Here is a 24312-nt window from a genome sequence, read left to right on the forward strand (position 1 = left end):
CCCAGGGAGCGCTTCTCACCACAGGCCCGCGCCGAAGCGGCGATCGCGTCCAGGGTGGCGTCCAGCAGCAGGGCATCCATGGTCGGCAGCAGAAGCCGAACTTGGCAGAGGCCCTCTCCCGCAGGCCGGGGGCGCGACACACACCGCCGCTCGGTATTGTTCTGGCTCCGCTCAGCGTGGCCGTCAGGGTCGATCTCCATCAGGGCCCTCTCAATGTCGCGCCCCACCTGGGACACGCTGCGCCTAGGCGCCTGAGGCAGAACCTTGTCCTGGACCGCCAGCGCCACCGGCACGGGTACGTCTTCCAGGCGGCGGGTCACCAGGGAGGCCTTGGCTGAGTCCAGGACCCCGCAGCGTTCCATCACCTCAGTGGGGCCGAAGCCCATGCTCATGAGGGCCTGACCGTGATCCACCATCTGCCCGGCCCGAGTCCGAGAGATGCCCAGGCGGGTGGAGAGCAGACAGGTGGCATTGAACCGCCGCTCCTCATAACCCACCACCGGAGAGACCTCACCATGCGGGCCCCACTGGCCCGGGTGACTCGACAGCTCAGGGCACCCGGTCAGGCAGGCCGCCGCCAGGGCCTCACCCCAGGCGGCCCAGGCCGCCAGGCGGTGACAGGCCGCCGCCAGCTCCCCCAAACCCGAGGCCCCCAGGCCAAGCAGCCCACTATCACCGGCCTCCTCCACGCCCATCGTCCGGCGCTGTTCGGAGGCGGCCACCAGCGTTGACTCAGTGCCCGACTCATTGGTGAAGAGGGGCGGCACTGCATCCCTGTCAGCGGTAGAGCACTCGTCGTCGGCGTCCTGGGCAGTCACCAGCAGGCGGGCCAGCAGCCCCTCCACCACACCGGCCAGCGCCCGGCCCGCACCCAGGGACGCCAGCAGGCCCGCCACGTCCTCAGGGAAGGTCACAGGCCCCGGCGCCAGCTCCCCGCCAGGCACCCCCAGCGCCCCGGCCGTACCACCGGTCGGGACGAGAGGACGCACACCACCTTCGAACATATGTACAGTATAGCAGTGGTCCCCGGAGTCCGCACTGCGTCATCATCATTAAAACGGCTCGATAGCAACGAACATCCGCTTGGCCGACGCCTTTATCGACGGCGCCTTCTCCCCTCGGAGCCGGCGTGACGGCCCGCCGAGACCGCTCGAATCCCGGTGGGCCCCACTGACGTGACCGGTTTCGCCCGCCCGTGAGGTGGACGCCGCCGGGCCCCACAGCCGCCGGGCGATAGGCTGTGCCCCAGCACCAGGAAGCACGAGTAGGAAAAGAGCGCTGCCGCGATGTCAGAGAGAACCGCACCGGTCGAGTCCGACACCCCCTACCGCTACACGGCGGAGCTGGCGGACTCCATCGAGACCGCCTGGCAGGACCGCTGGGAGGTCGAGGGCACCTTCAACGCCGACAACCCCGTCGGCGCTCTGGCCGGCCCCGGGGCGGACAAGGAGAAGTTCTTCCTGCTGGACATGTTCCCCTACCCCTCCGGCAAGGGCCTGCACGTGGGCCACCCGCTGGGCTACATCGCCACCGACGTCGTCGCCCGCTTCACCCGCATGACCGGCAAGAACGTCCTGTACACGATGGGTTACGACGCCTTCGGCCTGCCCGCCGAGCAGTACGCCGTCACCACCGGCCAGCACCCGCGCATCTCCACCGAGGCCAACATCGCCAACATGCGTCGCCAACTGCGTCGCCTGGGTCTGTCCCACGACCCGCGCCGCTCCCTGGCCACCATCGACGTCGACTACGTGCGCTGGACCCAGTGGATCTTCCTGCAGGTCTTCAACTCCTGGTTCGACCCCGAGGCCCCGCGCCGCGACGGCCGCGGCAAGGGTGCGGCTCGGCCGGTGACTGAGCTGCGCGACAAGCTCGCCTCCGGGCAGGTCCCCGTCCCCGGCGGCCGCGACTGGGACGCCCTGAGCGCCGCCGAGCAGTCCGAGGTCGTCGACTCCTTCCGCCTGGCCTACGTCTCCAACGCCCCCGTCAACTGGTGCCCCGGCCTGGGCACGGTGCTGGCCAACGAGGAGGTCACCTCCGAGGGCCGCTCCGAGCGGGGCAACTACCCCGTCTTCAAGCGCAACCTGCGCCAGTGGATGATGCGCATCACCGCATACGGCGACCGCCTCGCCGAGGACCTGGACACCGTGGACTGGCCCGAGAAGGTCAAGCTCATGCAGCGCAACTGGATCGGTCGCTCCGAGGGCGCCGAGGTGGCCTTCGCCGTGCCCGGGGCCGGCCAGAGCGCCCAGCAGGACGCGTCGCTGAGCGTCTACACCACCCGCCCCGACACCCTCTTCGGCGCCACCTTCATGGTGGTGGCCCCCGAGCACCCCATGCTGGGCGGCCTGCAGGCCTCCGGGTCGGTGCGCACCGAGGCCCAGATCGCCGACGACGCCGCGGCCCTGACTGTCCCAGCCACCTGGCCCGAGGGCACCAAGGAGGCCTGGACCGGTGGCTACGCGACCCCCGCCGAGGCCGTGTCCGCCTACCGCGCCCAGGCCGCGGCGACGTCGGACGCCGACCGCACCGACGAGGGCCGGGTCAAGACCGGCGTCTTCACTGGCTTCTTCGGCATTAACCCCGTCAACGGGGTGAAGGTGCCGGTCTTCGTGGCCGACTACGTCCTCATGGGCTACGGGACCGGCGCCATCATGGCCGTGCCCGCCCACGACGAGCGCGACTACGCCTTCGCCACCAAGTACGACATCGACATCATCCAGACCATCGGCCCGGCCGACGACCCCCACGGCGTCGACCTGAGCGCCCAGGCCTACATCGGTGACGGCGTCGTCGTGAACTCCGCCCAGGGAGACCTGGACATCAACGGCATGAGCAAGGACGAGGCCAAAGCCACCATGATCGGCTGGCTGGAGGCCAAGGGCGTGGGTCGCGGCGCGGTCACCTACCGCCTGCGCGACTGGCTCTTCTCCCGCCAGCGCTACTGGGGCGAGCCCTTCCCCATCGTGTGGGACGAGGACGGCGGCGTCCACGCCCTGCCCGAGTCGATGTTGCCGGTCGAGCTGCCCGAGGTCACCGACTACTCACCGCGCTCCTATGACCCCGACGACGCCGACTCCTCCCCGGAGCCGCCGCTGGGCAAGGCCACCGAGTGGGTCGAGGTCGAGCTCGACCTGGGTGACGGTCCCCGGACCTACTACCGCGAGACCAACACGATGCCGCAGTGGGCCGGCTCGTGCTGGTACGAGATGCGCTACATCGACCCGACCGATGACAAGGCGCTCGTCGACCCGGCCAACGAGGCCTACTGGATGGGGCCGCGCCCGCAGGCCGGCAACACCTCCGGCGGCACTGACCTGTACGTCGGCGGCGTCGAGCACGCCGTCCTGCACCTGCTCTACTCGCGCTTCTGGCACAAGGTCCTGTTCGACCTGGGCCACGTCTCCTCCTCCGAGCCCTATCACCGCCTCTTCAACCAGGGCTACGTCCAGGCCTACGCCTACACCGACTCCCGGGGCCAGTACGTGCCCGCCGACGAGGTCGAGGAGGTCACCGCCGAGGACGGCACCACCAGCTACCTGTGGCAGGGGCGGCCGGTGCGCCGCGAGTACGGCAAGATGGGCAAGTCCCTGAAGAACATCGTCACCCCCGACGACATGTACGAGGCCTACGGCGCCGACACCTTCCGCGTCTACGAGATGAGCATGGGGCCGCTGGACGCCGACCGCCCGTGGGACACCCGCGCCGTCGCCGGCAGCCAGCGCTTCCTGCAGCGCCTGTGGCGCAACGTCGTCGACGAGACCACCGGTGAGCTGACAGTGGCCGAGGAGAGCGCCGACGAGCAGACCCGCCGGCTCGTGGCCAAGACGATCGTGGGTGTGCGCGAGGACTACGAGGGGATGCGCCTGAACACGGCCATCGCCAAGCTCATCGTCCTCAACAACCACCTCACCGGACTCAGCTCGGTCCCGCGCGAGGCCGTTGAGGCCCTCGTCCTCATGACGGCGCCCGTGGCCCCGCACATCGCCGAGGAGATCTGGAAGCGCCTGGGCCACGAGCACTCCCTGGCCCACGAGGGCTTCCCGGTCGTGACCGATGAGGCGCTGCTGGCCGCCGAGAAGGTCACTTGCGTCATCCAGGTCAAGGGCAAGGTCCGCGACCGCCTCGAGGTCGACCCCGGCATCTCCGAGGCCGAGCTGGAGAAGCTGGCCCTGGCGGCCCCCGGCGTCATCCGCACTCTGGACGGGCGCGGTGTGCGCAAGGTGATCGTCCGGGCCCCCAAGCTGGTGAGCATCGTTCCCGAGTGACCGGGGCGGACTCTCCGACGGCGCCGCTCACGGCCGCGCCGCGGTAGCCCAGGAACAGCACGAGGGGCTGCACGAACCGAGACGGTTGGTGCAGCCCCTTACTCTGCGCCTGAGGAGGACAGAGATGAGGAGTGCATAGAGACGGCACCTTGGCCGGAAAGCCAGCAACAAGTAATCTTGTGCTGTGGAGCGGGACCCGCTTATCCTCTGCAGCGCACATCGGCATGGTGTGTCGGATGAGGACATACTCCATGCACTGCGCTTCCCTGTTCGGCACTTCGTACAAGATGATTCGATGACGATGTTCATAGGCGCTGATAAGACTGGCATCCTCGTTGAGGTGGGTGTCATCGAATGGCACGGCGTCATTGCTGTTGCACATGCTATGCGCCCAGCTCGGTCCAAGTATCTGAGGTGAATCACGATGACTCGACGCACTATTGCAGACATCACAGCTCGCGCCGACGAGATCGCCGACGCCTTCGAGAACTATGACCCCAGGCCCGGTGATCAGGATGCCCCGCTGCCACCGATCATGGCCGTCAAGCTTGCGGCGTGGCGCCGCGACACGGCCGAGCGTGAGCTTGCTGAAGCAGTGCACGCGGCGCGCAAGCAGCAACTGTCCTGGCGCGAGCTCGGTGAGGCGATGGGAACCAGTGGGGAAGCCGCTCGTCAGCGGTATAGAGCCGTAGCGCAATAGTGTAGAAGGCTGGACGTACCTGCCGGAAGTCTGGGCGTCCACTTGGTGAGCATCGTTCCCGAGTGACCGGGGTGGGCTCCCCGACGGCGCCGCTCACGGCCGCGCCGCGGTAGCCCAGGAACAGCGCGAGGGGCTGCACCAACCGAGACGGTTGGTGCAGCCCCTTCGCTCTGCTGTCCGAAGATGATTCGGTGATGGTCAGGAAGAGTGCCCGAATCGCTTTTGCGCAGCCTGCCGGGTCACGCCGAGAGCAGCTCCGATCACGGCCCAGGAGTCGCCGGCCTGTCGAGCTCGGGCGACCGCGGCATGCAGCTCGGCCTCGGCGTCATGCACCCGTCGACTCGCGGCAATGATCGCCCGGAAGTGCACGGCTTCCCTGGCGGGCGTGCTGCTTGGATCGAGGGTCTCAAGGCCTGTTGTGTCGTGAGTGTGCGTCAGCGTGGAGGACAACGTCATCACCTCAGATAGTCGTAGAACTACGGTCGCAGGCGGTCGGCATGAATGATCCGGGTTGCTCTGCGGCAGGAACCGCGATCAGCTCGAGCAAGGTGGCGTCAACTGCTGGCCCGATGACCAGGGGCCGTTCCTCTCCCTCGTACTCGTACTCGACCGGTCATTAAGACGTTGGTCCAGGCATGTTCCGCATCTGTACGGGAGATCCCGTGCTTCAGCGCCGACCGCCCAACCCTCATGTGTCAACATGAGGTTGACGATTGGGGTTGGTCAAGGTAACGCACACGCGACATGGCGACAGGGACTCAGCGGCGCCTCAGGGTGCCGAAGATGGAGCGCGTGATCTCGCGGGTGATCTGGCGGCCCACCGAGCCGATGGTCTTCTCGACCTCCCGCTGGCGGCGCTCGGCGGCCTTCTCCGCCTCGCGCTGGCGACGCTGGGCCTCCTTGATGGCCTCGCGCTCCAGGCGCTCGGCCTCCTTCTGACGCTGAGCCGCCTGGCGGGCGGCCTCTTTCTCCAGGGCCTTCTGGGCGGCGGCGTCGGCCTTGGCCTGCTCCTTGGCGGCCTGCTCGGCGGCGCGGGCGGCCTCAGCGGCCTCGGCGTCGGCCTGGACCCGCTGAGCCAACAGCTCGTAGGCGGACTCGTTGTCCACCCCCGTGGCGTACTTGGGCTTGAGCGGGGAGGAGGCCAGCACCTGGTTGACGGTGCCGCCCTGGGCCGGACCCATGACGGCGGCGGGCACGTTGATGACCACCGGGGCCACCGGCGCCGGGCGTCCCTTCTCATCCAGGACGCTGACGACGGCCTGGCCGGTCCCCAGCGACGTGAGCACCCGGCTGAGGTCCACCGGGCTGACCGGGAAGGTGGAGACCGCCTTCTTGAGGTTGGCGGCGTCGGCCGGGGTGTGGGCGCGCAGCGCGTGCTGCACCCGGCTGCCGAGCTGGGCCAGGACCTCGTCGGGAACGTCCGTGGGGGACTGGGTGATGAAGACGATGCCCACGCCCTTGGAACGGATGAGCCGCACCGTGCGCACCACGGCCTCCAGGAAGGCCTTCGAGGCGCCGGAGAACAGCAGGTGCGCCTCGTCGAAGAAGAACACCATGGTGGGCTTGTCCGGGTCGCCGACCTCCGGCAGGGTCTCGAAGAGCTCGGCGAGCAGCCACATGAGGAAGGTGGAGAACAGCGTGCCCTGGGACTGGATGTCGGCCAGCTCCAGGGCGGAGATGACGCCGCGCCCATCGGGGGAGACCCGCATGAGGTCGCGCACGTCGAGCGCCGGCTCACCGAAGAAGGCCTCGCCTCCGCCCGCCTCCAGGGCGGCGATCTCCCGCAGGATGACCCCGGCCGTGGCCGCAGAGACCCCGCCGATGGTCTTGAGCTCCTCCTTGCCGGCCTCCGTGTTCGTCAGGTAGTCGACGACGGCGCGCAGGTCCTTCAGGTCCAGCAGGGCCAGTCCCTGGCTGTCCGCCCAGTGGAAGACCAGCTGGAGGGCGGAGGCCTGCGTGTCGTTGAGCCCCAGGACCCGCGAGAGCAGGATCGGCCCGAACTCGGTGACCGTCGTGCGGATGGGGGTTCCGCTGATGCCGGCGCCGGAGTCCGACCCGCCGAGGTTGAACAGCTCGATGGGGAAGGACTGGCCCTTCCAGTCCTGACTGGTGGAGGCGATGCGGGAGGCGATCTTGTCATTGGAGGCTCCGGCCTCGGCCAGACCGGTGAGGTCCCCCTTGACGTCGGCCAGGAACACTGGGACACCAGCACTGGACAGCCCCTCGGCCAGGAGCTGGAGCGTACGGGTCTTACCGGTTCCGGTCGCCCCGGCCACCAGCGCGTGCCGGTTGAGCAGCCCCAGCGGGATACCCACCGACAGGCCCTTGACCGCCACGGGCTCGCCGCCCGAGAGCGTGTCGAGGTAGGTGCCCACCGGCAGGGTGGGGGAGGAGAAGCCGTAACCGGAACGCACCTGGGCGGTATAGGCGGCCTCCTCAGCCTCCTGACTGCCCGATGCCTGCTCGGTGGGGGCAGCGGCCTCAGTCTGAGCAGGGGCCTGCTCCTGAGCCGGCCCCTGGGGCTGCTCTGCAGCCGGCGTCGGCTCGCCGGGCGCGTCAGTAGTGCGGGGCTCGCCGGCCTGCTCCACGGCCGAGGCCGGAGTAGCGGCGATGGCGGCGTCAAGGGCCGCCTGGGCGGCGGCCGCCTTGGCTGCGGCGGCTTCGGCGGCGGCCTGGGCGGCCTCGGCCTTGAGGCGTGCGATCTCAGCGGAATCGGTCATGGCCTCATCGTAAACGCCGAACCTGCCAGCGTGCTGACCCGGGCGTGCCAGTGGAGCCCGCGCTGTTTCTGACCATGAGGGAGGCAGTAGCCCGGCGGACAAGGTAGCCTCGGGCCTCGACGGTGTTGAGACCATCCGTCCGATCCCGCACCTGCCCGCCCCCAGTGCCGCGAGGTTTACCCGCCCCATGTTGTCCCCTGCATCGTCGTTTCCGGAAGAGCCGCCCCTTACGGGCCGGCTGCTGGCGCACCCGACCCACAGGATTCGGTGAGCGCCGTGCGGATCGCCTTCTTCATTGACGACTACCTCCCCTCCGTCCACGGCGTGGCCACCTCCACGGCGACCTTCCGATCCGCCCTGGAGCGCATGGGACACGAGGTCTACGTGGTGGCCCCCAAGGCCGAGGGCCATGAGGAGACCGACGACCACGTCATCCGCCTGTCCTCCTCGCGCTACTACGTCTTCGACAGCCGCGAGGTCGCCACCATCTATCCCGGCCTGGCCCGACGCTTCGACGCCTACGACTTCGACATCGTCCACAGCCAGACCCAGTTCAGCCTGGGGGTCCTGGCGCACTGGGTGGCCAAGCGCCAGAACATCCCCCACGTCACCACCATCCACACCCTCTACACCGAGCTCATCGACGACTACCCGCTGGCCGTGGTCTCGGGCCTGCTGGCCCTGTCCGTCGCCTTCCCGGTGGCGCTCAAGTCGCTGCCGGTCCTACCCCGCGTCCACCGGGACTCCATCAAGCACCTCAACAAGCGCGACATGAAGACGGCCCTGTCCCGTCACGGGTGGCGCCTGACAGCGGCCTTCGCCAACAAGTGCGACGCCTGCCTGTCGCCCTCCCAGCACCTGACCCGGATCCTCATCGACGACGGCGGACTGACCGCCCCCTGCGTGGTGCTGCCCAACGGACTGGACTCCTCCCGTTACCGCAGTGCCCGCGCCGTCGACTCGCCGATTCCCAAGGCCCCCGGCGAGAAGATCATCATCTGCGTGGCCCGGCTCAGCCCGGAGAAGCGGCAGATGACGCTCATCGAGGCCATGCCCCATTTGGCCGACCTGCCGGTCAAGCTGGTGCTCGTGGGGCCCGGTCCCTCCCAGGAGGAGCTGGGGCGGCGCGCCGAGGAGCTCGGGGTGGCGGACCGGGTGATTCTGACCGGTGCGCGCTCGCCGGAGGAGGTCGCCGTCCTGCTCAAGCAGGCTGATGTCTTCTCCTTGGCCTCCTACCACTTCGACAACCAGCCCATGGTGTTCCTGGAGGCCGCCGCCTGCGGGCTGCCGATCGTCTACTGCGATGAGCGGATGACCGAGTGCCTCACCGAGCGCAACGCGATCCTCACCGACGGCATCGAGGGGGAGGACTTCGCCCGGGTCTTCGCCTCCCTGCTGTTAGACGACGCCCGGCTCGCAGAGCTGTCCGACGGTGCCCTGGAAGTGGCTCAGCAGTTCGACTCCGAGACGACGACCAAACGGCTCATCAACCTCTACGAGGACCTCCTGGTCTCTTATCGTTGAAGGCCGGCCGGCCCGGGAGAGCAGCAGTGGCGCCTTGCCGGTGAGCGCGCGGCTTGCCGATAAGGTATGCGGCATGTCGCTCGCCGTCGTCACCGACTCCGCCGCCTGCCTGACGGAGCCCCTCCTGCGTGAGCGTGGGATCGAGGTGGTGGCGCTGCACGCCATCGCCGCTGATAACGGTGAGCCCGGGACCACCTCCCGGCCCAGTGTCCAGGAGCTGGTGGACGCCTACCGGCGCGCGGCCAGCAGGGCCGAAGAGGTCCTGGCCATCCACATCTCCTCGGCCCTGTCCGGCACCATGGACAACGCCCGCATCGCCGCCGCCCAGCTCGAGGCCGAGTACCAGGTCGACAACAACGCCCCGGGCCCGAGCACGGGGCGCCGTCGCCCGCAGTGGCTGCGCGTCGTCGACTCCGGCACCAGCTCCGGTGCCCTGGGGCTCGCGGTGCTGGCCGCCGCCGGCGCCCATGACGCCCGTCGCGGTGCCGCCCTGGCTCAGGCCAGCACCGCCCGCTCCTGTCAGCTCTTCGTGGTCGACGACCTGGCGCGCCTGGCCCGCTCGGGAAGGCTCGACCGCACCACGGCCCGCCTGGACGGCGTGCTCGGAATCCGCCCGGTCCTGGCCCTGACCCGCGACGGGATCCGGACGCTGGAGACCGTGCGCGGCTCGGCCCGTGCCAGGCGCCACCTCATCGCACAGGCCGTCCGCGTCGCCGGCGGCACCGCCCTGTCCGGCCCCAGGCGCCCCGCCGACCCGGTGCGCCTGGTCATTCAAGGGGACGACGCCGACAAGCTGGCGCTGCTCGAGACCGGTCTTCGCCGGGCCATGGAGGAGGCAGGCGCCAAGGTCACCGAGGTCCTCACCCTCCCGGTCGACGAGGCCACGAGCACCCACGTGGGCCCCGGCGCCCTCGGCATCGCCGTCGCCCCGGACCTGAGGACCCACTGAGCCGGGGCCGACGACGCGGCCCGGTTGCCACAGGCCGCCAGACGCCAGTGCTCTCCACAGAGCAGACGGCCTCCCCGTGCGCCTAGCGCCCCCAGTCCCTACCGTCGTGGATATGGGAGCCAGACGGAGCAGCACGCACAAGTCCCTGGACGACCTTGTGCGTCTGGCCTGCTCAACCGACCCCGAGGAGCCGGTGCGCCGGCCACGGCGCCTCGCGATCGCGCCACGAGCCGCGATCATCGCAGGCTCCGCTCTCCTCATCCTGGCTCTCGCCCTGGCACTGAGGGCCGTCCTGGTCTCCACCGGTGCCGGCGGCCAAACGGCCCCGGCGGCAGCGGCGGGGGCCTCCGTGGCGATGCGGCCACCACCCACCGGGACGGCCTCGAGTCCAGCCATGAGACCAGTCACGGCGCCGGCCACGGGATCGGCGGCAGGAGCAGACGGCTTGACGGATACCTCCGGGAGTGTCGTCGTCCACGTCACGGGGGCGGTGAGCAGGCCGGGGGTGGTGACTCTGCCCCCGGGCAGCCGCGTCACCGATGCCATCAACGCCGTCGGAGGAGCCAGCGCCGACGCCGACACCGAGCAGCTCAACCTGGCCCGGGTGCTGACCGACGGCGAGCAGATCCGGGTCCCGCGCGTCGGCGAGGTCCTGCCCGACCCCGCACCGCAACCCAGTGGGGCCGCCACCCCCGGTGCGGGAACAGCCCCGGGGAAGTCCAGCGGTGGCGCATCCGGGATGATCAACATCAACACGGCCTCCGCCACCGAGCTGGAGAAGCTGCCCGGCATCGGCCCGGCCCTGGCCCAACGGATCGTGGAGTACCGCGACTCCCACGGGCCCTTCGCCAGCGTCGACGCCCTCACCGACGTCCCCGGCATCGGCAAGGCCAAGCTCGAGGGGCTGAGGGATCAGGCCACCGTATGAACGGGCAGCATGGTGGCAATGGTGGGAGCAGTCCCAGGGCCCCGTGGGACGACCCCGCGCTGTACGAGCGCCTGCGCCAGGAGCAGGGCCGCAACCGACACCGAGACGGAGGTCGGCACGCGACCTCCACCAAGGCCCCCGAGGCCCTCGACCTGCGCCTGCTCGCCCCGGCACTGGTCTGCTGGGCCGGGGCCTGGTGGGCCGTCGGACGTGAGGCAGCAGATGCCTGGAGAAGCATCCTGCTCCTGGCCTCGGGGTGCACCGCCCTGGCTGCGGTACTCGTGGTCCCCGTCCTGCGCTTCAGGCCACCGCGCCACCGGGCCGACCCGCGTCCCGGCGCCCCCGAGCACGACCCCGGGGCAATGGGAACCCTCAGCGCCAGCCTGCTCGTGTGCTCCCTGTGCGCCGCGACGGTCCTGACCATCAGCGCCGCCCACCTGTGGGCTCGCCAGCGCGACCCCCTGACTGCGGCGGCGGCCTCCGGCCGGCCGGTCACCCTCATCGGCACCGTCTCCCAGCAGCCGCGAGTCTCGGCCACCAGCCGCTCCACCCTGGTCATCACCGCCCTCGACGTCGAGCAGGTGGATGCACGAGCCTCCACCCTGAGCGCCACCGTCCTGGGCGACAAGCAGTGGCTGAGCCTACCCATGGGGACCCGCGTCCAAGTGCGCACGCGCCTGCGCCCCACCGACCCCGGCCGCGCCGAAGCGGCCATCATCCCCAAGCGTGCCGGCCTCACCGTTCTTGGCCCGCCCAGCGGAACACTCGGGGCCGTCACCAGCATCCGCTCCGGTCTCGCCCAGGCTGTCGGGGCACCGGGCACTGGGGCACCGGGCGCCGCAGGAGCGGGGGAGGAGACGGGGTTCTGGCCGCCAGGGGCCCGCAGCCTCGTACCCGGTGTCGCCCTGGGAGACGACCACGCCCTGCCGGCCCAGCTGCGCGAGGACATGCGCACCGTCTCCATGACGCACCTGACCGCCGTCTCCGGGCAGCACGTCGCCATCATCCTGGGACTGGGCCTGGAAGCCCTCGGGGTGCTGCCCCGACGGTGGCGGGCGCTGCTCGGAGCGGTCCTGCTGACTGCTCTCGTGATCCTGGTGCGCCCGTCGGGCTCCGTACTGCGCGCCGCCACCATGGGGGCCGTCATGCTGCTGGGAGTCGTCGCCGGCAGGCGCGCCGCCTCCGTGCCCGCCCTGTGCTCCGGAGCCATCGTCCTGCTGCTCATCGACCCCTGGCAGTCCCGCGACTACGGCTTCGCACTGTCCGTGGTGGCCACCGCCGGGATCGTCATCGGCTCCAAGCCGGTCGCGGTCCACCTCTCACGTCGCCTGCCCAGGTGGCTGGCCGCCGCCGTGGCTCTGCCGCTGGTGGCCCAGGCCGCCTGCGGGCCGATCCTCATCCTCCTTCAGCCCTCGGTGGGGGCCTGGTCGGTGCCCGCCAACCTGCTCAGCGAACCGGCCGCCGTCATCGCCACCATCAGCGGGCTCCTGGCGGCACTGGTCGCTCCGGCCTGGCCCACTGCTGCCGCCGTCATCGCCTGGCCGGCGCTCGCGGCCTGCTCCTGGATGGTGTGGGTCGCCGGCTTCTTCGCCCACCTGCCCGGCGCCACCCTGCCCTGGTCGGGAGGCCTCGCGGGCGCCCTGGCACTGGGGGCCTGCGAGATCGGGGTCCTGCTCGCAGTGGCTCCCCGCACCCGCCGCGCCCTGCTGGAGGGAGCCGGAGGGGTGAGGCGGCCCGCTCGTGGCAGGCTTGCCCCATGGCAGCGACCCGAACCTCCCGCCCCCGGGGCCCGCGCAAGGCACCGGCTGGACTGCGCTGGGACCAGGCCCAGCTGGCGCCGATCGTTCTCATCCGCGCCGGCGAGGAGGTCCTCGCCGACCGGGCGGTGAGGAGTCTGCTGGCGCAGGCCAAGGCCAAGGACCCCACCACCGAGATCACGCGCCTGGAGGCCGCCACCTACGAGCCCCACCAGCTCGACACCCTCGTGTCCCCCTCCTTGTTCGGCGAGCCCCGGCTCGTCTACGTCCCCGCTCTGGAGCAGATGACTGACGCCCTCCTGAGCGACCTCATCGCCTACGTGGGCGCCGCCGACCCCGAGGTCAGCATCATCCTGCGCCACAACGGGGGCCAGCGGGGCAAACGCCTGCTGGATGCCATCAAGGCCTCGCCCTACCCGACCGTCCAGTGCGAGGCCATCAAGAGCGCCAAGGACAAGTCCTCCCTGGTCGTGGCCGATGTACGCCGCACAGGGCGGAGCATCGCCCCCGAGGCCGTCGGCGCCCTCGTCGACGCCCTGGGCAGCGACCTGCGCGAGCTGTGCTCCGCCGTCGACCAGCTCCTCGCCGACACCCAGGGCACCATCAGCGTCGACCACGTGCACACCTACTACGCCGGGCGCATCGAGGCCACCGGTTTCACCGTGGCCGACGCCGCCGCAGCCGGCAACACCCCGGCCGCCATCACGGCCCTGCGCCACGCCGTGGCCACCGGCACCGACCCGGTGGCCATCGTCGCGGCCCTGGCCATGAAGGTGCGCCAGCTCGCCCGGGTCGCGGCCGCCGGAGGGCGGCGCATGAGCCCCGCCGAGCTGGGCATGGCCCCTTGGCAGGTGGACCGGGCCCGCCGCGAGCTCCAAGGCTGGTCCGACGACGCTCTGGCCACCTCGATCCTGGCCGTGGCCCGGGCCGACGCCGAGGCCAAGGGGGCCAGCCGCGACCCCGTCTACGCCGTCGAGAGGGCGGTCCTGGTGATCTGCAACGCTCGCCGCGCCGGTACCCGCCGGCGCTGAGCCGTCACGACCCGCATCGGCGTGAGCCGGGCACTACCCGACGATTCCGGTGAGCATCAGCGCTTCCTGTACAGGGACTTGGTGGCGTAGACGGGCTCGTTGGTGACCTGCACGCCCAGGGCGCGGAAGATGCCCTCGTCCACCGGTCCCAGGATCGTGGAGGTGTGGACGTCGCAGCCCCGCAGCGTCTCGAGCCGGTCGAGGGCCTTGCGGGCGTTGTCGTCCCCGTTGGCGGACACGGCCAGGGCGATGAGCACCTCGTCGGTGTGCAGGCGCGGGTTGCGGCTGCCCAGCCTCTGGGTCTTGAGCTTCTGGATGGGCTCGATGGATTGCGGGGCCAACAGGTTGATGTGGTCATCGATCCCGGCCAGGAGCTTGAGAGCGTTGAGCAGCATCGCCGAGGAGCACCCCAGCAGGGCGGAGGTCTTGCCCGTCACGATGCGCCCGTCGGGCAGCTCGATCGCCGAGGCCGGCTCGCCGGTGGCCTCAGCCACCTCCAGCGCGGGCCGCACGACGGGGCGGTCCTCCTTGCTCACCCCCACCTTGGCCATGAGCAGCCCGATCCGCTGGGACTGGACGGGGGCGATGACCTCGCGCTTCTCGGTCACCAGGGCCCGGTAGTAGCGGCGGATGATCTCCTGGCAGGCGGCCTGCCGGCAGGCCTCGTCGTCGCTGATGCAGTTGCCGGCCATGTTGACGCCCATGTCCGTGGGGGAGGCGTAGGGCGAGAAGCCCAGGATCTCCTCGAACAGGCGGCTCAGGACCGGGAAGACCTCGACGTCGCGGTTGTAGTTGACGGTCTGGACGCCGTGGGCCGCCAGGTGGAAGGGGTCGATCATGTTGACGTCGTCGAGGTCGGCGGTGGCGGCCTCGTAGGCGATGTTGACCGGGTGGTCCAGGGGCAGGTTCCAGATCGGGAAGGTCTCGAACTTCGCGTAGCCCGAGGAGATGCCCCGCTGGTGGTCGTGGTAGATCTGGGACAGGCAGGTGGCCATCTTGCCGCTGCCCGGGCCGGGGGCGGTGACGACCACAAGGTCCCGCCTGGTCTCGATGTACTCGTTGCGCCCGTAGCCCTCCGCCGAGACGATGCGGGCGACGTCACCGGGGTAGCCGGGGATGGGGAAGTGACGGTAGACCGTGATGTCCAGCGCCTCGAGCTTGCGCTTGAAGTCGTGGGCCTGGCGGTTGTCATCAGTCCACTGGGTCACGACGACGCTGCCCACGTAGAGCCCGTAGCTGCGGAAGGCGTCGATGTGGCGCAGCAGGTCGTCCTCGTAGGGGATGCCCAGGTCCGCGCGGACCTTGTTGCGGGCGAGGTCCTTAGCGTTGACTGCCATGACGATCTCGACCTCGTCGGCCAGCTCGGCGAGCATGACGATCTTGTTGTCCGGGGTGAAGCCCGGCAGCACGCGCGAGGCGTGCATGTCGTCGATGAGCTTGCCGCCGAACTCCAGATAGAGCTTGCCGCCGAACTGGGCGCGGCGCTCCGCGATATGGCTGGACTGCATCCGCAGGTACTTGTCGCGGTCGAATCCGATGCGCAATGGGCTCTCCTTGAAGCGGGCTGATGAACGGGCGGAGGGGATGGAAAAAAGGGGAGGGCGCCTCCCCGGTGGGAGGCGCCCTTCAGATGCTCACTGCTGCGGTGGCCTCAGATGGAGGCGACGCGCTTGGCGAGCTTGGACTTGCGGTTGGCGGCCTGGTTCTTGTGGATGACGCCCTTGGAGACGGCCTTGTCCAGCTTGCGGGAGGCGGCCTTGAGGTGCTCGAGCGCGGCGTCCTTGTCACCGGCCTCGACGGCCTCGCGCACGCGACGCACGTAGGTCTTGAGCTCGGACTTGACGGCCTTGTTGCGCAGGCGGGCCTTCTCGTTGGTCTTGATGCGCTTGATCTGGGACTTGATGTTCGCCACGGTGAAACTTTCTCGCGTCTGATTGGTCAATGGCCGGAGAGAGGGTTCGCGCCACGGGTTGACATGAGGTGGTGGGGCACCTGGCTGACCCGGTCGCCGGACCCCGCAGCCGGCCAGGCCAGAGGTCCAAGGGGTGACTCTACCAGTCCGGATTCTCAAGGGCTTCGTGCTCATGGGCGCTGGGCGCGTGAACTTGCTCGCCTGTGCCGAGTTCGACCTGGTTCTCCGCACGCTCGACAAGCCTTGGGTCATGGGTGACCACGAGGATCGCGGCAGAGGTCCGAGCCCACGCGTCCATGGCGCCGATGACCACCGTGGCCAGCTCCTCATCCGCACCGGCGGTGGGCTCGTCGAGGATGACCAGGCGGGGGTGCTCCATGAGCAGTGTGCGCGCCAGGGCAACTCGCATCCGCTCTCCGCCGCTGAGCAGGCCCGCGCGGGTTCGGGACAGGGGGGTGAGCCGGGCCGTGCCCAGGGCATCGGCGATCCGCGCCGCGCGCTGGCGCCGGGGGAGCCCGAGCGCCCAAGCGGCGTGGCGCAGTGTGGCGATGGGGGTCCAGGAGTCCTCCAGAAGAAGGTCCTGGGGCTGGAGGGCGATCGTGGTGCGGTGCGCCAGGCGGATGTCACGCGGGCTCATCCTGCTGGAGGGCCGGCCATCGATGGTCACGGTTCCGGTGAAATCGAGGTCGTGCAGGCCCAGGCACCATGCCGTGGTGGTCTTGCCGGAGCCGTTGGGGCCGGTCAGTGCCGTGACAGTACCCTCCTTCAGGGACAGATCCAGCCCGTCGACGAGCAGGCGCCCGCCTCTGGAGATGGTCAGGTCTGTAGCGGTGAGTGTGTCAGCCATGGCGGGCCTGCCTCCTGCGGCGGGGGTGGGTGGGCCGGGCGGTGGCGTGGCGTGCTCCCACGACAGCGGCCGCGGTGAGAACGAGTGCGCACGCCACCTGAGTAAGGACCAGCTCGGCACTGGGCCGGGTCAGGAGCGGCCAGGCGAGGATGAGTACCGGGATGGTGATGAGGACCGCGGTCAGGAGGCGCTCGGCCAGCATGCGATGCCCCAGCAGGCGCTCGATCTCACGCCTGCGACTCCTGGCCTGTGCCCAGGTGCGTGCCGCGAGCCCGGCGCTGGCCGCGGCTCCGGTGGCTGTGGTCAGCAGGATGAGGGCGTGGAGGACTGCCATGTGCGTGGTTTGCTCCCTGAGGGCCGTGTTGCCGGTGCCGACGGCGTCGAAGCGCGCCACGAGATCCTCCACGTGGTGCTCGCGCAGCCGCTCCCGCAGGGAGACGAGGCTCTGGCCGGTGAGGACTGCGGCCCCCTGGGTGATGGCGGACAGGTAGTCGTCTGGGGCGAAGTAGCCGTCGGGGACCACGGCGATGAGGCAGTCGCTGGTGCGGGTGCCCTCGCTACTGAGGAAGAAGCTGACGGCGGGGAGCCTCTCCGGCAGGAGCGAGCTGACCTCCTCCAGGTCGTGGGAGGTGACGGTGACGGCGTTCGCGCTCGCCCCGTGCATGGTGTTGAAACGCGCCTGCTCGACGAGCTCCTTGGTCAAGGCCTCGTCCTGGCCGGCCAGCGACCGGGGCCGGTAGAGGGTCACCTGCTGCCCGGTGACCTTGGGCAGACCGTAGTGGGCGGCGGCCGTGTTGTTGAGATACAGGGTGGGCGGCCCGTCGCCGTCCCCGGTGGAGCCGTTGGGGATCGCCCAGGCCAGAACGAGGCTCCCCTCCTGCTGGGCCTGGGTGATGAAGGAGGCTATCTGGAGTGTCTTGGCACCGAAGGCGGGCTCGCTGACGGACCAGATGCTCAGAGCGGTGGCCGGGGGAAGGGACTGCTGGGCCTGAGCCTGGTTGCGAAGTGCCTGTGCCTGGAGGACATCGACGATGAGGCTGGAGCTCGCGGTGGAGAAGGACCAGGTCATGGCCAGGACGAGTGCATAGGTCAGCAGGGCGATCCCGTGGCGCGGACGCTCTGCTGTCCCGGGCCGCTGCCGGCTTCCAACCGCGAGCACCACCCATCCTGCGAGCGTGCCGGTCAGGGTTGCGGCCAGGGTCAGGAGCGCGCAGCAGGCGATGAGCTCGGCGCTCAGACGGTGGACGCTCAGCACGGCGGAGCCGTAGATGTCGTAGGCCACCAGCAGGGCGAGTAGCGCCAGAGGGAGCAGGAGCCACCGGCATGCTGTCAGGAGGCTGTTCTTGAGGAGGTGGAGGGCCAGGCGGGCGTGGGAGCGGCCCAGCAGCCGGGCGCTCCTGTAGGAGGAGGACTGGGAGACGGTGGCAAGGGCCAGGACGAGCGCCAGAACCGTCTGGGCCAGGAGCAGGCTCACGCCGATCTCGGAGCTGACGGCGGTGGACAGGGCAAGGCCCGGTGTCAGAATCCCCGACTCACTGATGCGATCGCCCCACCGGTCTGTGACCTGGCTGAGGAACTGGGTGGTATTTTGCCGCGAGCCGATCGCGTACCACCCGCCCAGGGCATCGTCTTGGACGGTGCTGGCGCTGTAGGCGATGGGCTCCGGCAGGAGCAGCGGAGTCAGTGGCGGGCGAATGTAGTCATCGGCCTCGTAACCGAGGAGCTCGACGCTGGCTGTCGAGAATGACTCGTCGGTGGTGTCGGCGAAGTCCGTGATGTGGCGTACCTGGGCAACCTCGACGCCGGCCTGCTCGCCGATCCGATGAAGCTCATCCAGGTCGACGCCGGTTTCACTGATAATGACATAGCCGTTCGTCTCGGCCGGGAACAGGAGGAGGAGCGTCTGCGGAGTAAGCAGGATGGTCGCCAGGCACAGCGCGAGATTGAGGGCCCAGGTGGCTCTGAGAAGAATCTTCATGAGGGTGGTGCGGTAGGCGGGGTTCCATCAGCGGAGCCGCCGCCTACCGCAAGATACTAATGATCCTCAGCAGAACCAGTAGAAGGCTTCGTTCGTGCTGGGGGAGCGTCGGACCTGAGCGTAAGACCACTTCCCTGCGGCAGTTTTGGGACTTCGTACGGTGATCAGCCCTTTGTAGGTCCGGACTGAGGAGCCATGGCATCGAGATGGGTGATAGAAATTAGAGTAGACAACTCTCGAGTTCGTGCCGTAGCTCCAGGTTCCTCCGGCGACCTTGACCGTGTGAGAACCGGTGATCCAGGCAGGGCGAATGCCTGAGCCTCCGGTAGGACTGTCCTCGACAATAGCCGAGCCGTACTCGGTGGCGTCATCGGGGATAGGTGAATCGTCTGCAAATGCGGGGGATGACGCGCCAAGAGTGAGAACCGAGGCCAGGGTGATGGCAGCCAAGCCCTTGAGGGTGGTGGTGACTGTTGAGAGTGCCATGATCGCTCCGATCACTTCATAGGGATAGGTGGGCTGGCCAGTAAGTCAAGTTTATGTCTAAAGGGGGGTAGGCAATATTTCAATCACGTTTTGTGGAAACCTCCGATACAGGTGCTTTCCAGCGTGTCCGGGCCCAGCGGATGACTTCTGTATCCTGTGCGATCTCTCGAAAGCTGGAGGCGATCAGGAGTGGTGGTGGCGCAGGGCGGCCACGACGCCGTCGAAGACCTCCCGGTTCATCGTGGCCCCCTCGCGGCGCACCGAGGCCGGCTCCACCAGGAGCAGACGGTCCAGGCGCACCTCACTGGGACGGCCCTGACGGTCCCAGTCTCCGGTGCCGACGTCATGCCAGAAGCGGCCCCAACGCGCCTCCTGGGCGGCGTCGCGGTCGTGGTCCTTGCTCGTCATCTGGGCCACGACCAGGCGGTTGTCATGGCGGGCCAGGACCAGGACCGGCCGGTCCTTGCCCTGGGAGGGATCCTCCTCGAAGGGCACCCAGGTCCACACCACCTCACCGGGGTCGGCATCGCCATCGGAGTCGGGGGAATAGCTGAAAGCGGGCAGCCCCAGGGCGGAGACGTCGTAGACGCTGACGCCTCGCGACGAGGGGGCTGCCGACAACTTGGAGCCGTGGGACCGCGCGGTCTCGGTGGAACCGGATGGCGTGCTGCCGGACGTGCCCGATGAGGAGGGGGACTTCTGAGTAAGGGCCTCGCTGACGGCGTCGGAGGCGGCGCGCCCGAGCAGGGTGAGGATCCGGTTGAGAAGGCTGGCCATGAGCGCCACCCTACCGCCGGGCGGGATGCGGCAACTGCTACAGGCTCGATGCAGGCTCACGGCCGCGGCCAGTGCCACCGGTGGGCCCGCCCCGAAGCAGGAGGAGGACCACCGGTGGCACCGCCGAGCGTGCCGATGGTGCGGCGCGCCCGGAGGCTCGCGTTGGTGAGGTACTAGTTCCCGGCGCGCGTCACGGGAATGCAGATCGAGTGGGTCCCGGCCTCGGTGCCGCCCTCACTGCCGGCGACGTCGATCTGCATCGTCAGTCCCTGGGAGGGGTCCTGGGGACTGCAGGTGCCCAGGGCCTTCCAGGTCTCCTCGGTGACCGCCTCGGCGTTGACCTGGTAGGTGCTGGTGAAGGTCATCGTGGTTGACGAGTGGGCGTTCAAGGTGTCACCGGTGCGCAACGACAAGGAGCCGTCATCCTGGAGGACATAGCTGTCCGGGCCGACCCATCTGGGGGTACCAGTACCCGTCACGCTCTTGAGGGTGAAGCCGGCCGGGACCCGGGGGTGCAGGACGATATTGGAGGTGTGGCCGTCGGCGTCGGTGTTGTTGGTGAAGGTGATGGTGTAGCCGACCTCGACCTCGTAGGTGCCGGCGGGGTCGGCCTCGACCAAGCGGTCCGTGGGATGAGTCTCCACCTCAACCACCGGCCGGTCCTTGGTGTAGTCGCTGGAGAAGGTCTGTCCGCCGGTGGTGAGCGCGGCCTTGACCCTGTTGCGTCCCACGACGCCGGTCAGGTCCACCTGGCAGGTGATCTCCTTGCCCTGGGGGACCTTCGCCGCTCCGCTGGAGACCGTGAGGTTCTCGGCCGGGCCCGTGGCGGAGACGACCTTGCCGCCGAAGGAGGTCAGGTCGCAGGTCAGGGCGGTCACCTGGGCCTGTCCCTTGGACCGGCCGGCGGAGATGGTGAAGCCCAACAGGGGCGTGGTGGAGTCGTTCCTCGCCGTCATGGTGAAGCGGGAGGCGTCCTTGGCGGCCCCATCGACCTTGACGTCCTCGACGGACACGGTGGCGTGAGCCGCGCTGGCAGCGGGCTTGTGCGCGCTGACAGTGGGTCGAAGGACCGCGTCGCGTGTGGAGACCTCGATCGTGGGCGCGAAACGGTAGCTGCGTGCGTCCGCACCGGGAGCCACCACCGTGGTCCCCAGGTCCAGGTCGACGTAGCTGCTCTTGTCCCAGTAGGTGTAGAAGTTGATGTCAAAGGTCAGCTTCAGGTGCTCGGGAGTGCAGGAAACGGCTTTGACCGAGCCGATGGGCTCATCCCGCAGGGGGTTGTACAGCTCGGAGATGGAACTCAGCCCGGACTCCGCTTCCAAGCTCGGGGGCTCGTCCCCACCGTTGTCGATGTAGAAGGCACTGGTCCCAGTCACCTCGTCACCGTTCTGGGAGGGGCAGGACCAGGTCCACTGACCCGGCACGGAGTCGGCCTCAATGGTGACATTCGTGGAGCTCTTCGGGGCGATGGCCGATGGGATGCGAACCCTCCAGCTCAGACAGCCCTCGGCATTACGAGAGCCATGGCAGCCGGCGCCAGCCGTGTGATACAGCCCCTCCACGGTGATATCAGTAGCGGCGGACGCCGGGGCCGCGATGGCTGCGGAAGCGAGAAGGGGAAGAGCCAGGGCAATGCGCAGGAGGCGCCGCCACGGCTGACCGGGTGGGGAGGATGGGAAGTGCATGAGCACGCCTTTCGTGGAGGTGAATGGAGTATTGGATTCCCGTCGTGGGAGAAAGTCATGTGAAGGTCGGACAGGTGAGGCGTTCACCTATCCGACCTTCATCCAGCCAGGCTGATCGGCCGGTGCTCGTTCTCAATCCTTCGTGCGCGTCACGACGGTGCAGGCCGAGAAGGTGGCGGGCTCAACCCCGTCGCTGCCGGCGACGTCGATCTGGGTGGTCAGTCCCTTGGAGGGGTCCTTGGGATCGCAGGTGCCCAGGGCCTTCCAGGTCTCCTCAGTGACCGCCTCGGCGTTGACCTGGTAGGTGCTGGTGAAGGTCATCGTGGTTGACGAGTGGGCGCCCAGGGCATCGCCCGTGGACAGCGGTATGGAACCATCGGGCTGGATCTCGTAGTCATCCATGCTGATCCACCACGGGACACCACTGCCCCACACGTACTTGAGGGTGAAGCCGGCCGGGACCCGGGGGCGCAGGACGATATTGGAGGTCTGACCGTCGGCGTCGGTGTTGTTGGTGAAGGTGACGCTGTAGCCGACCTCGACCTCATAGGTGCCGGCGGGCTCGGCCTCAACGCCGCGATCAGTGGGCTCGACCTTCACCTCGCTGATGGGGCGATCCTTGGTGTAGTCGCTGGAGAAGGTCTGTCCGCCGGTGGTGAGCGCGGCCTTGAAAGTGTTGCGTCCCACGACGCCGGTCAGGTCCACCTGGCAGGTGATCTCCTTGCCCTGGGGGACCTTCGCCGCTCCGCTGGAGACCGTGAGGTTCTCGGCCGGGCCCGTGGCGGAGACGACCTTGCCGCCGAAGGAGGTCAGGTCGCAGGTCAGGGCGGTCACCTGGGCCTGTCCCTTGGACCGGCCGGCGGAGATGGTGAAGTCGGACAGGAGCGTGGTGGAGTCGTTCCTCGCCGTCATGGTGAAGCGGGAGGCGTCCTTCGCGGCACCGTCGACCGCGACCTCCTTGGTGGACACGGTGGCGTGAGCCGCGCTGGCAGCGGGCTTGTGAGCCGTAACGGTGGGCGTGAGAACCAGGCTGGCCGCGGAGGTCGTGATCTTCGGGCTGAAGGTATAGCTGCGCGCGTCCGTGCCAGGCGCCACCACCGTGGTTCCGAGATCCAGGTCGAGATAGGAGCTCTGGTCCCGGGCGGCGTCGAAGTTGACCTCGTAGGTCAGGCTCAGGTGCTCAGGAGTGCAGGAAACGGCTTTGACCGAGCCGGCGCTGTCCCCGTGCTGGTTGTAGTAGAGATGGTCGAAGAAACCCAGGCCGGAGTCGGCCAGCTTCGATGCGGGCTCGCCCTTGCCCTTGTTGATGTAGAAGGCGCTGGTCCCGGCTACCCTGTCGCCGTCCGGGGAGGGACAGGACCAGGTCCACTGACCCGGCACGGAGTCGGCCTCAATGGTGACGGTGGTGGATGCGTTCGGGGCGACGGTCGAGGGGACGCGCACCCCCCAGCTCAGGCAGCCCTCGGCATTGTCGGAGCCGTGGCAGCCGGCACCGGCGGGGCGGTAGCGCCCCTCCACGGTGATACCGGTGTCCGGGGTGGCGGTCGGGACGGCTGCGCTCGCCGGAGCGGCGACGGCGCCGACGGTGAGCAGAGGAAGAGTGATGGCGACGCCCAGGAGGCGCCGCCACGGACGAGTGGGTGGGGGAGACGGGAAGTGCATGAGCACGCCTTTCACTGAAATGATCGGAAGGGAAGCCAATCGGTTCTTTAATATAACCTTGAACAGAGCGCTATGGAAATGGAGAAGTGCTTCTCCTGCTGTGCTTCCCCGGCCTTCGTGAAAGGCATGGACAAAGGTCGGTCGCGTCCAACTTTTGGCGCAACCGACCCTTGTCGTTGTTCTCCTCGACTCGTCTGCCAGACCTCGCTCATCAGTGCGGGCGCGTGGCCTCCTTCATCGTGGCGGTGAAGGCGACGAGGTCACTGCGCAGCGCCCCGAGCGCGTAGTGGCGGCGCTCCTCATTGCCGCCTCTGCCGTTGCTGCCGCAGACCGCCGCCACGATCTCGGGGGCGTAGCGCTCCACGATCTTGACCGTGGCCGATCCGCTGATGGCGCCGTCGGCACCGGCTGTGATGGCCTCGGTGACCTGCTCGGGCGTGGAGATGCCGAAGCCCAGCATCACCGGTGCGGCGGCGTCGGCGCGCAGGCGCTCGACCGACTTGGCGAGCCCCACGGTGGAGGAGGCCCACTCGGTTCCGGTCACCCCCACCCGGGAGACGGCGTAGACGTAGCCGCGTGAGGCCGCCGCCACCGCGTCCAGCGTCTCGGCCGCGGCCGATGGCGGGGCGATGTAGACGGCGTCGACACCGGCTTCCTCGGCGGCCCGGCTGAAGGCGGCCGACTCACGGATCGGGACGTCGGGCAGCAGCACCGAGTCGATGCCGGCCTGCGCGCACTGGGAGTAGAAGCGCTCCAGGCCCATCGCGAAGGGAACGTTGCCGTAGATGAGCATGCCGATGGGCAGCTGCGGGTGGCGCCGGCGCACCCGCTCAACCACCTCCAGGCAGTCCTGGAATCCCACGCCCGCGGCCAGGGCCCGGACGTGCGCCTTCTGGATCGTGGGGCCGTCGGCGACCGGGTCGGTGAAGGGCACCCCCAGCTCCAGGGCGTCGGCCCCACCGGCGATGAGTGCCTCGATGACGGCCTCACTGGTGTCCGGATCGGGGTCGCCGACCATGACGAAGGGGACGAAGGCACCCTCACCGCGCTCCTTGAGGGCGGTGAACATCGCAGGATAACGACTCATC

18 protein-coding genes are annotated in these 24312 nt (G+C 69.1%); 7 read left to right on the top strand and 11 right to left on the bottom strand.

The features are described from left to right. The coding region (locus BKH32_RS07035; protein WP_178384575.1) for a DUF222 domain-containing protein at positions 1–1004 on the bottom strand (1004 nt) is incomplete at its 3' end. A 282-nt stretch (positions 1005–1286) separates the two neighbouring features. On the opposite strand from BKH32_RS07035, the gene BKH32_RS07040 reads away from it, so the two are divergent. Next, the gene (locus BKH32_RS07040; RefSeq protein ID WP_075249280.1) at positions 1287–4268 is read left to right on the top strand and encodes a leucine--tRNA ligase; all 2982 of its coding nucleotides are present in this window, start codon (positions 1287–1289) and stop codon (positions 4266–4268) included. Between the two features lie 424 nt (positions 4269–4692). Continuing rightward, a complete protein-coding gene (locus BKH32_RS07050; protein WP_075249282.1) occupies positions 4693–4968 on the top strand; it encodes a hypothetical protein in 276 nt (91 codons plus the stop codon). A 758-nt stretch (positions 4969–5726) separates the two neighbouring features. On the opposite strand, the gene BKH32_RS07065 is transcribed toward BKH32_RS07050, so the two are convergent. Further along, positions 5727–7688 carry a helicase HerA-like domain-containing protein gene (locus BKH32_RS07065; RefSeq protein ID WP_075249284.1) on the bottom strand — a complete coding sequence of 654 codons (1962 nt, stop codon included), beginning with the start codon at positions 7686–7688 and terminating at the stop codon, positions 5727–5729. A 267-nt stretch (positions 7689–7955) separates the two neighbouring features. On the opposite strand from BKH32_RS07065, the gene BKH32_RS07070 reads away from it, so the two are divergent. From BKH32_RS07070 to holA, 5 genes are all read left to right on the top strand, one after another. After that, positions 7956–9212, top strand: coding sequence for a glycosyltransferase (locus BKH32_RS07070; protein ID WP_075249285.1), 1257 nt, complete (start codon positions 7956–7958; stop codon positions 9210–9212). A gap of 73 nt (positions 9213–9285) precedes the next feature. Further along, positions 9286–10161, top strand: a complete 876-nt coding sequence (locus tag BKH32_RS07075) for a DegV family protein (protein ID WP_075249286.1) — start codon at positions 9286–9288, stop codon at positions 10159–10161. Positions 10162–10318: 157 nt separating this feature from the next. Beyond that, positions 10319–11089 (top strand): ComEA family DNA-binding protein, encoded by a 771-nt coding sequence (locus tag BKH32_RS07080; protein WP_075249302.1) that lies wholly within the window; start codon positions 10319–10321, stop codon positions 11087–11089. Then, positions 11086–12978, top strand: a complete 1893-nt coding sequence (locus BKH32_RS07085; RefSeq protein WP_075249287.1) for a ComEC/Rec2 family competence protein — start codon at positions 11086–11088, stop codon at positions 12976–12978. The genes BKH32_RS07080 and BKH32_RS07085 overlap by 4 nt, the downstream gene beginning before the upstream one ends. Beyond that, complete coding sequence (holA, locus tag BKH32_RS07090) at positions 12975–13877, top strand: DNA polymerase III subunit delta (RefSeq protein WP_256691283.1); 903 nt, start codon at positions 12975–12977, stop codon at positions 13875–13877. Before BKH32_RS07085 ends, holA begins: the two co-directional genes overlap by 4 nt. 56 nt (positions 13878–13933) lie before the next feature. Here the strand turns inward: holA and BKH32_RS07095 are convergent, their stop codons facing one another. The 9 genes from BKH32_RS07095 to trpA form a co-directional block, all read right to left on the bottom strand. Then, complete coding sequence (locus BKH32_RS07095) at positions 13934–15421, bottom strand: DUF1846 domain-containing protein (RefSeq protein WP_075249288.1); 1488 nt, start codon at positions 15419–15421, stop codon at positions 13934–13936. Positions 15422–15528: 107 nt separating this feature from the next. Continuing rightward, entirely contained in the window at positions 15529–15789 is a 261-nt protein-coding gene (gene rpsT, locus BKH32_RS07100; protein ID WP_075249289.1) for a 30S ribosomal protein S20, read from the bottom strand. A 139-nt stretch (positions 15790–15928) separates the two neighbouring features. Continuing rightward, positions 15929–16636, bottom strand: a complete 708-nt coding sequence (locus BKH32_RS07105) for an ATP-binding cassette domain-containing protein (protein ID WP_075249290.1) — start codon at positions 16634–16636, stop codon at positions 15929–15931. After that, positions 16629–18614, bottom strand: a complete 1986-nt coding sequence (locus BKH32_RS07110; protein ID WP_075249291.1) for a hypothetical protein — start codon at positions 18612–18614, stop codon at positions 16629–16631. The genes BKH32_RS07105 and BKH32_RS07110 overlap by 8 nt, the downstream gene beginning before the upstream one ends. Positions 18615–18680: 66 nt before the next feature. Then, positions 18681–19100 carry a lactococcin 972 family bacteriocin gene (locus tag BKH32_RS14715; protein ID WP_143222755.1) on the bottom strand — a complete coding sequence of 140 codons (420 nt, stop codon included), beginning with the start codon at positions 19098–19100 and terminating at the stop codon, positions 18681–18683. A gap of 183 nt (positions 19101–19283) precedes the next feature. Further along, on the bottom strand, positions 19284–19877 hold the full coding sequence (locus BKH32_RS07120; RefSeq protein ID WP_075249293.1) for a type II toxin-antitoxin system PemK/MazF family toxin: 594 nt from the start codon (positions 19875–19877) through the stop codon (positions 19284–19286). Between the two features lie 173 nt (positions 19878–20050). Beyond that, positions 20051–21562 (bottom strand): hypothetical protein, encoded by a 1512-nt coding sequence (locus BKH32_RS07125; protein WP_075249304.1) that lies wholly within the window; start codon positions 21560–21562, stop codon positions 20051–20053. Positions 21563–21694: 132 nt separating this feature from the next. Beyond that, the gene (locus BKH32_RS07130; protein ID WP_075249305.1) at positions 21695–23224 is read right to left on the bottom strand and encodes a hypothetical protein; all 1530 of its coding nucleotides are present in this window, start codon (positions 23222–23224) and stop codon (positions 21695–21697) included. A gap of 211 nt (positions 23225–23435) precedes the next feature. Continuing rightward, positions 23436–24311: a tryptophan synthase subunit alpha gene (gene trpA / locus BKH32_RS07135; RefSeq protein WP_075249294.1), complete on the bottom strand. Its 876-nt coding sequence runs from the start codon at positions 24309–24311 to the stop codon at positions 23436–23438. Position 24312: the final 1 nt, after the last annotated feature.

The sequence above is a fragment of the Actinomyces oris genome, assembly GCF_001929375.1.
GTDB classification, from domain to species: Bacteria; Actinomycetota; Actinomycetes; order Actinomycetales; family Actinomycetaceae; genus Actinomyces; species Actinomyces oris_B.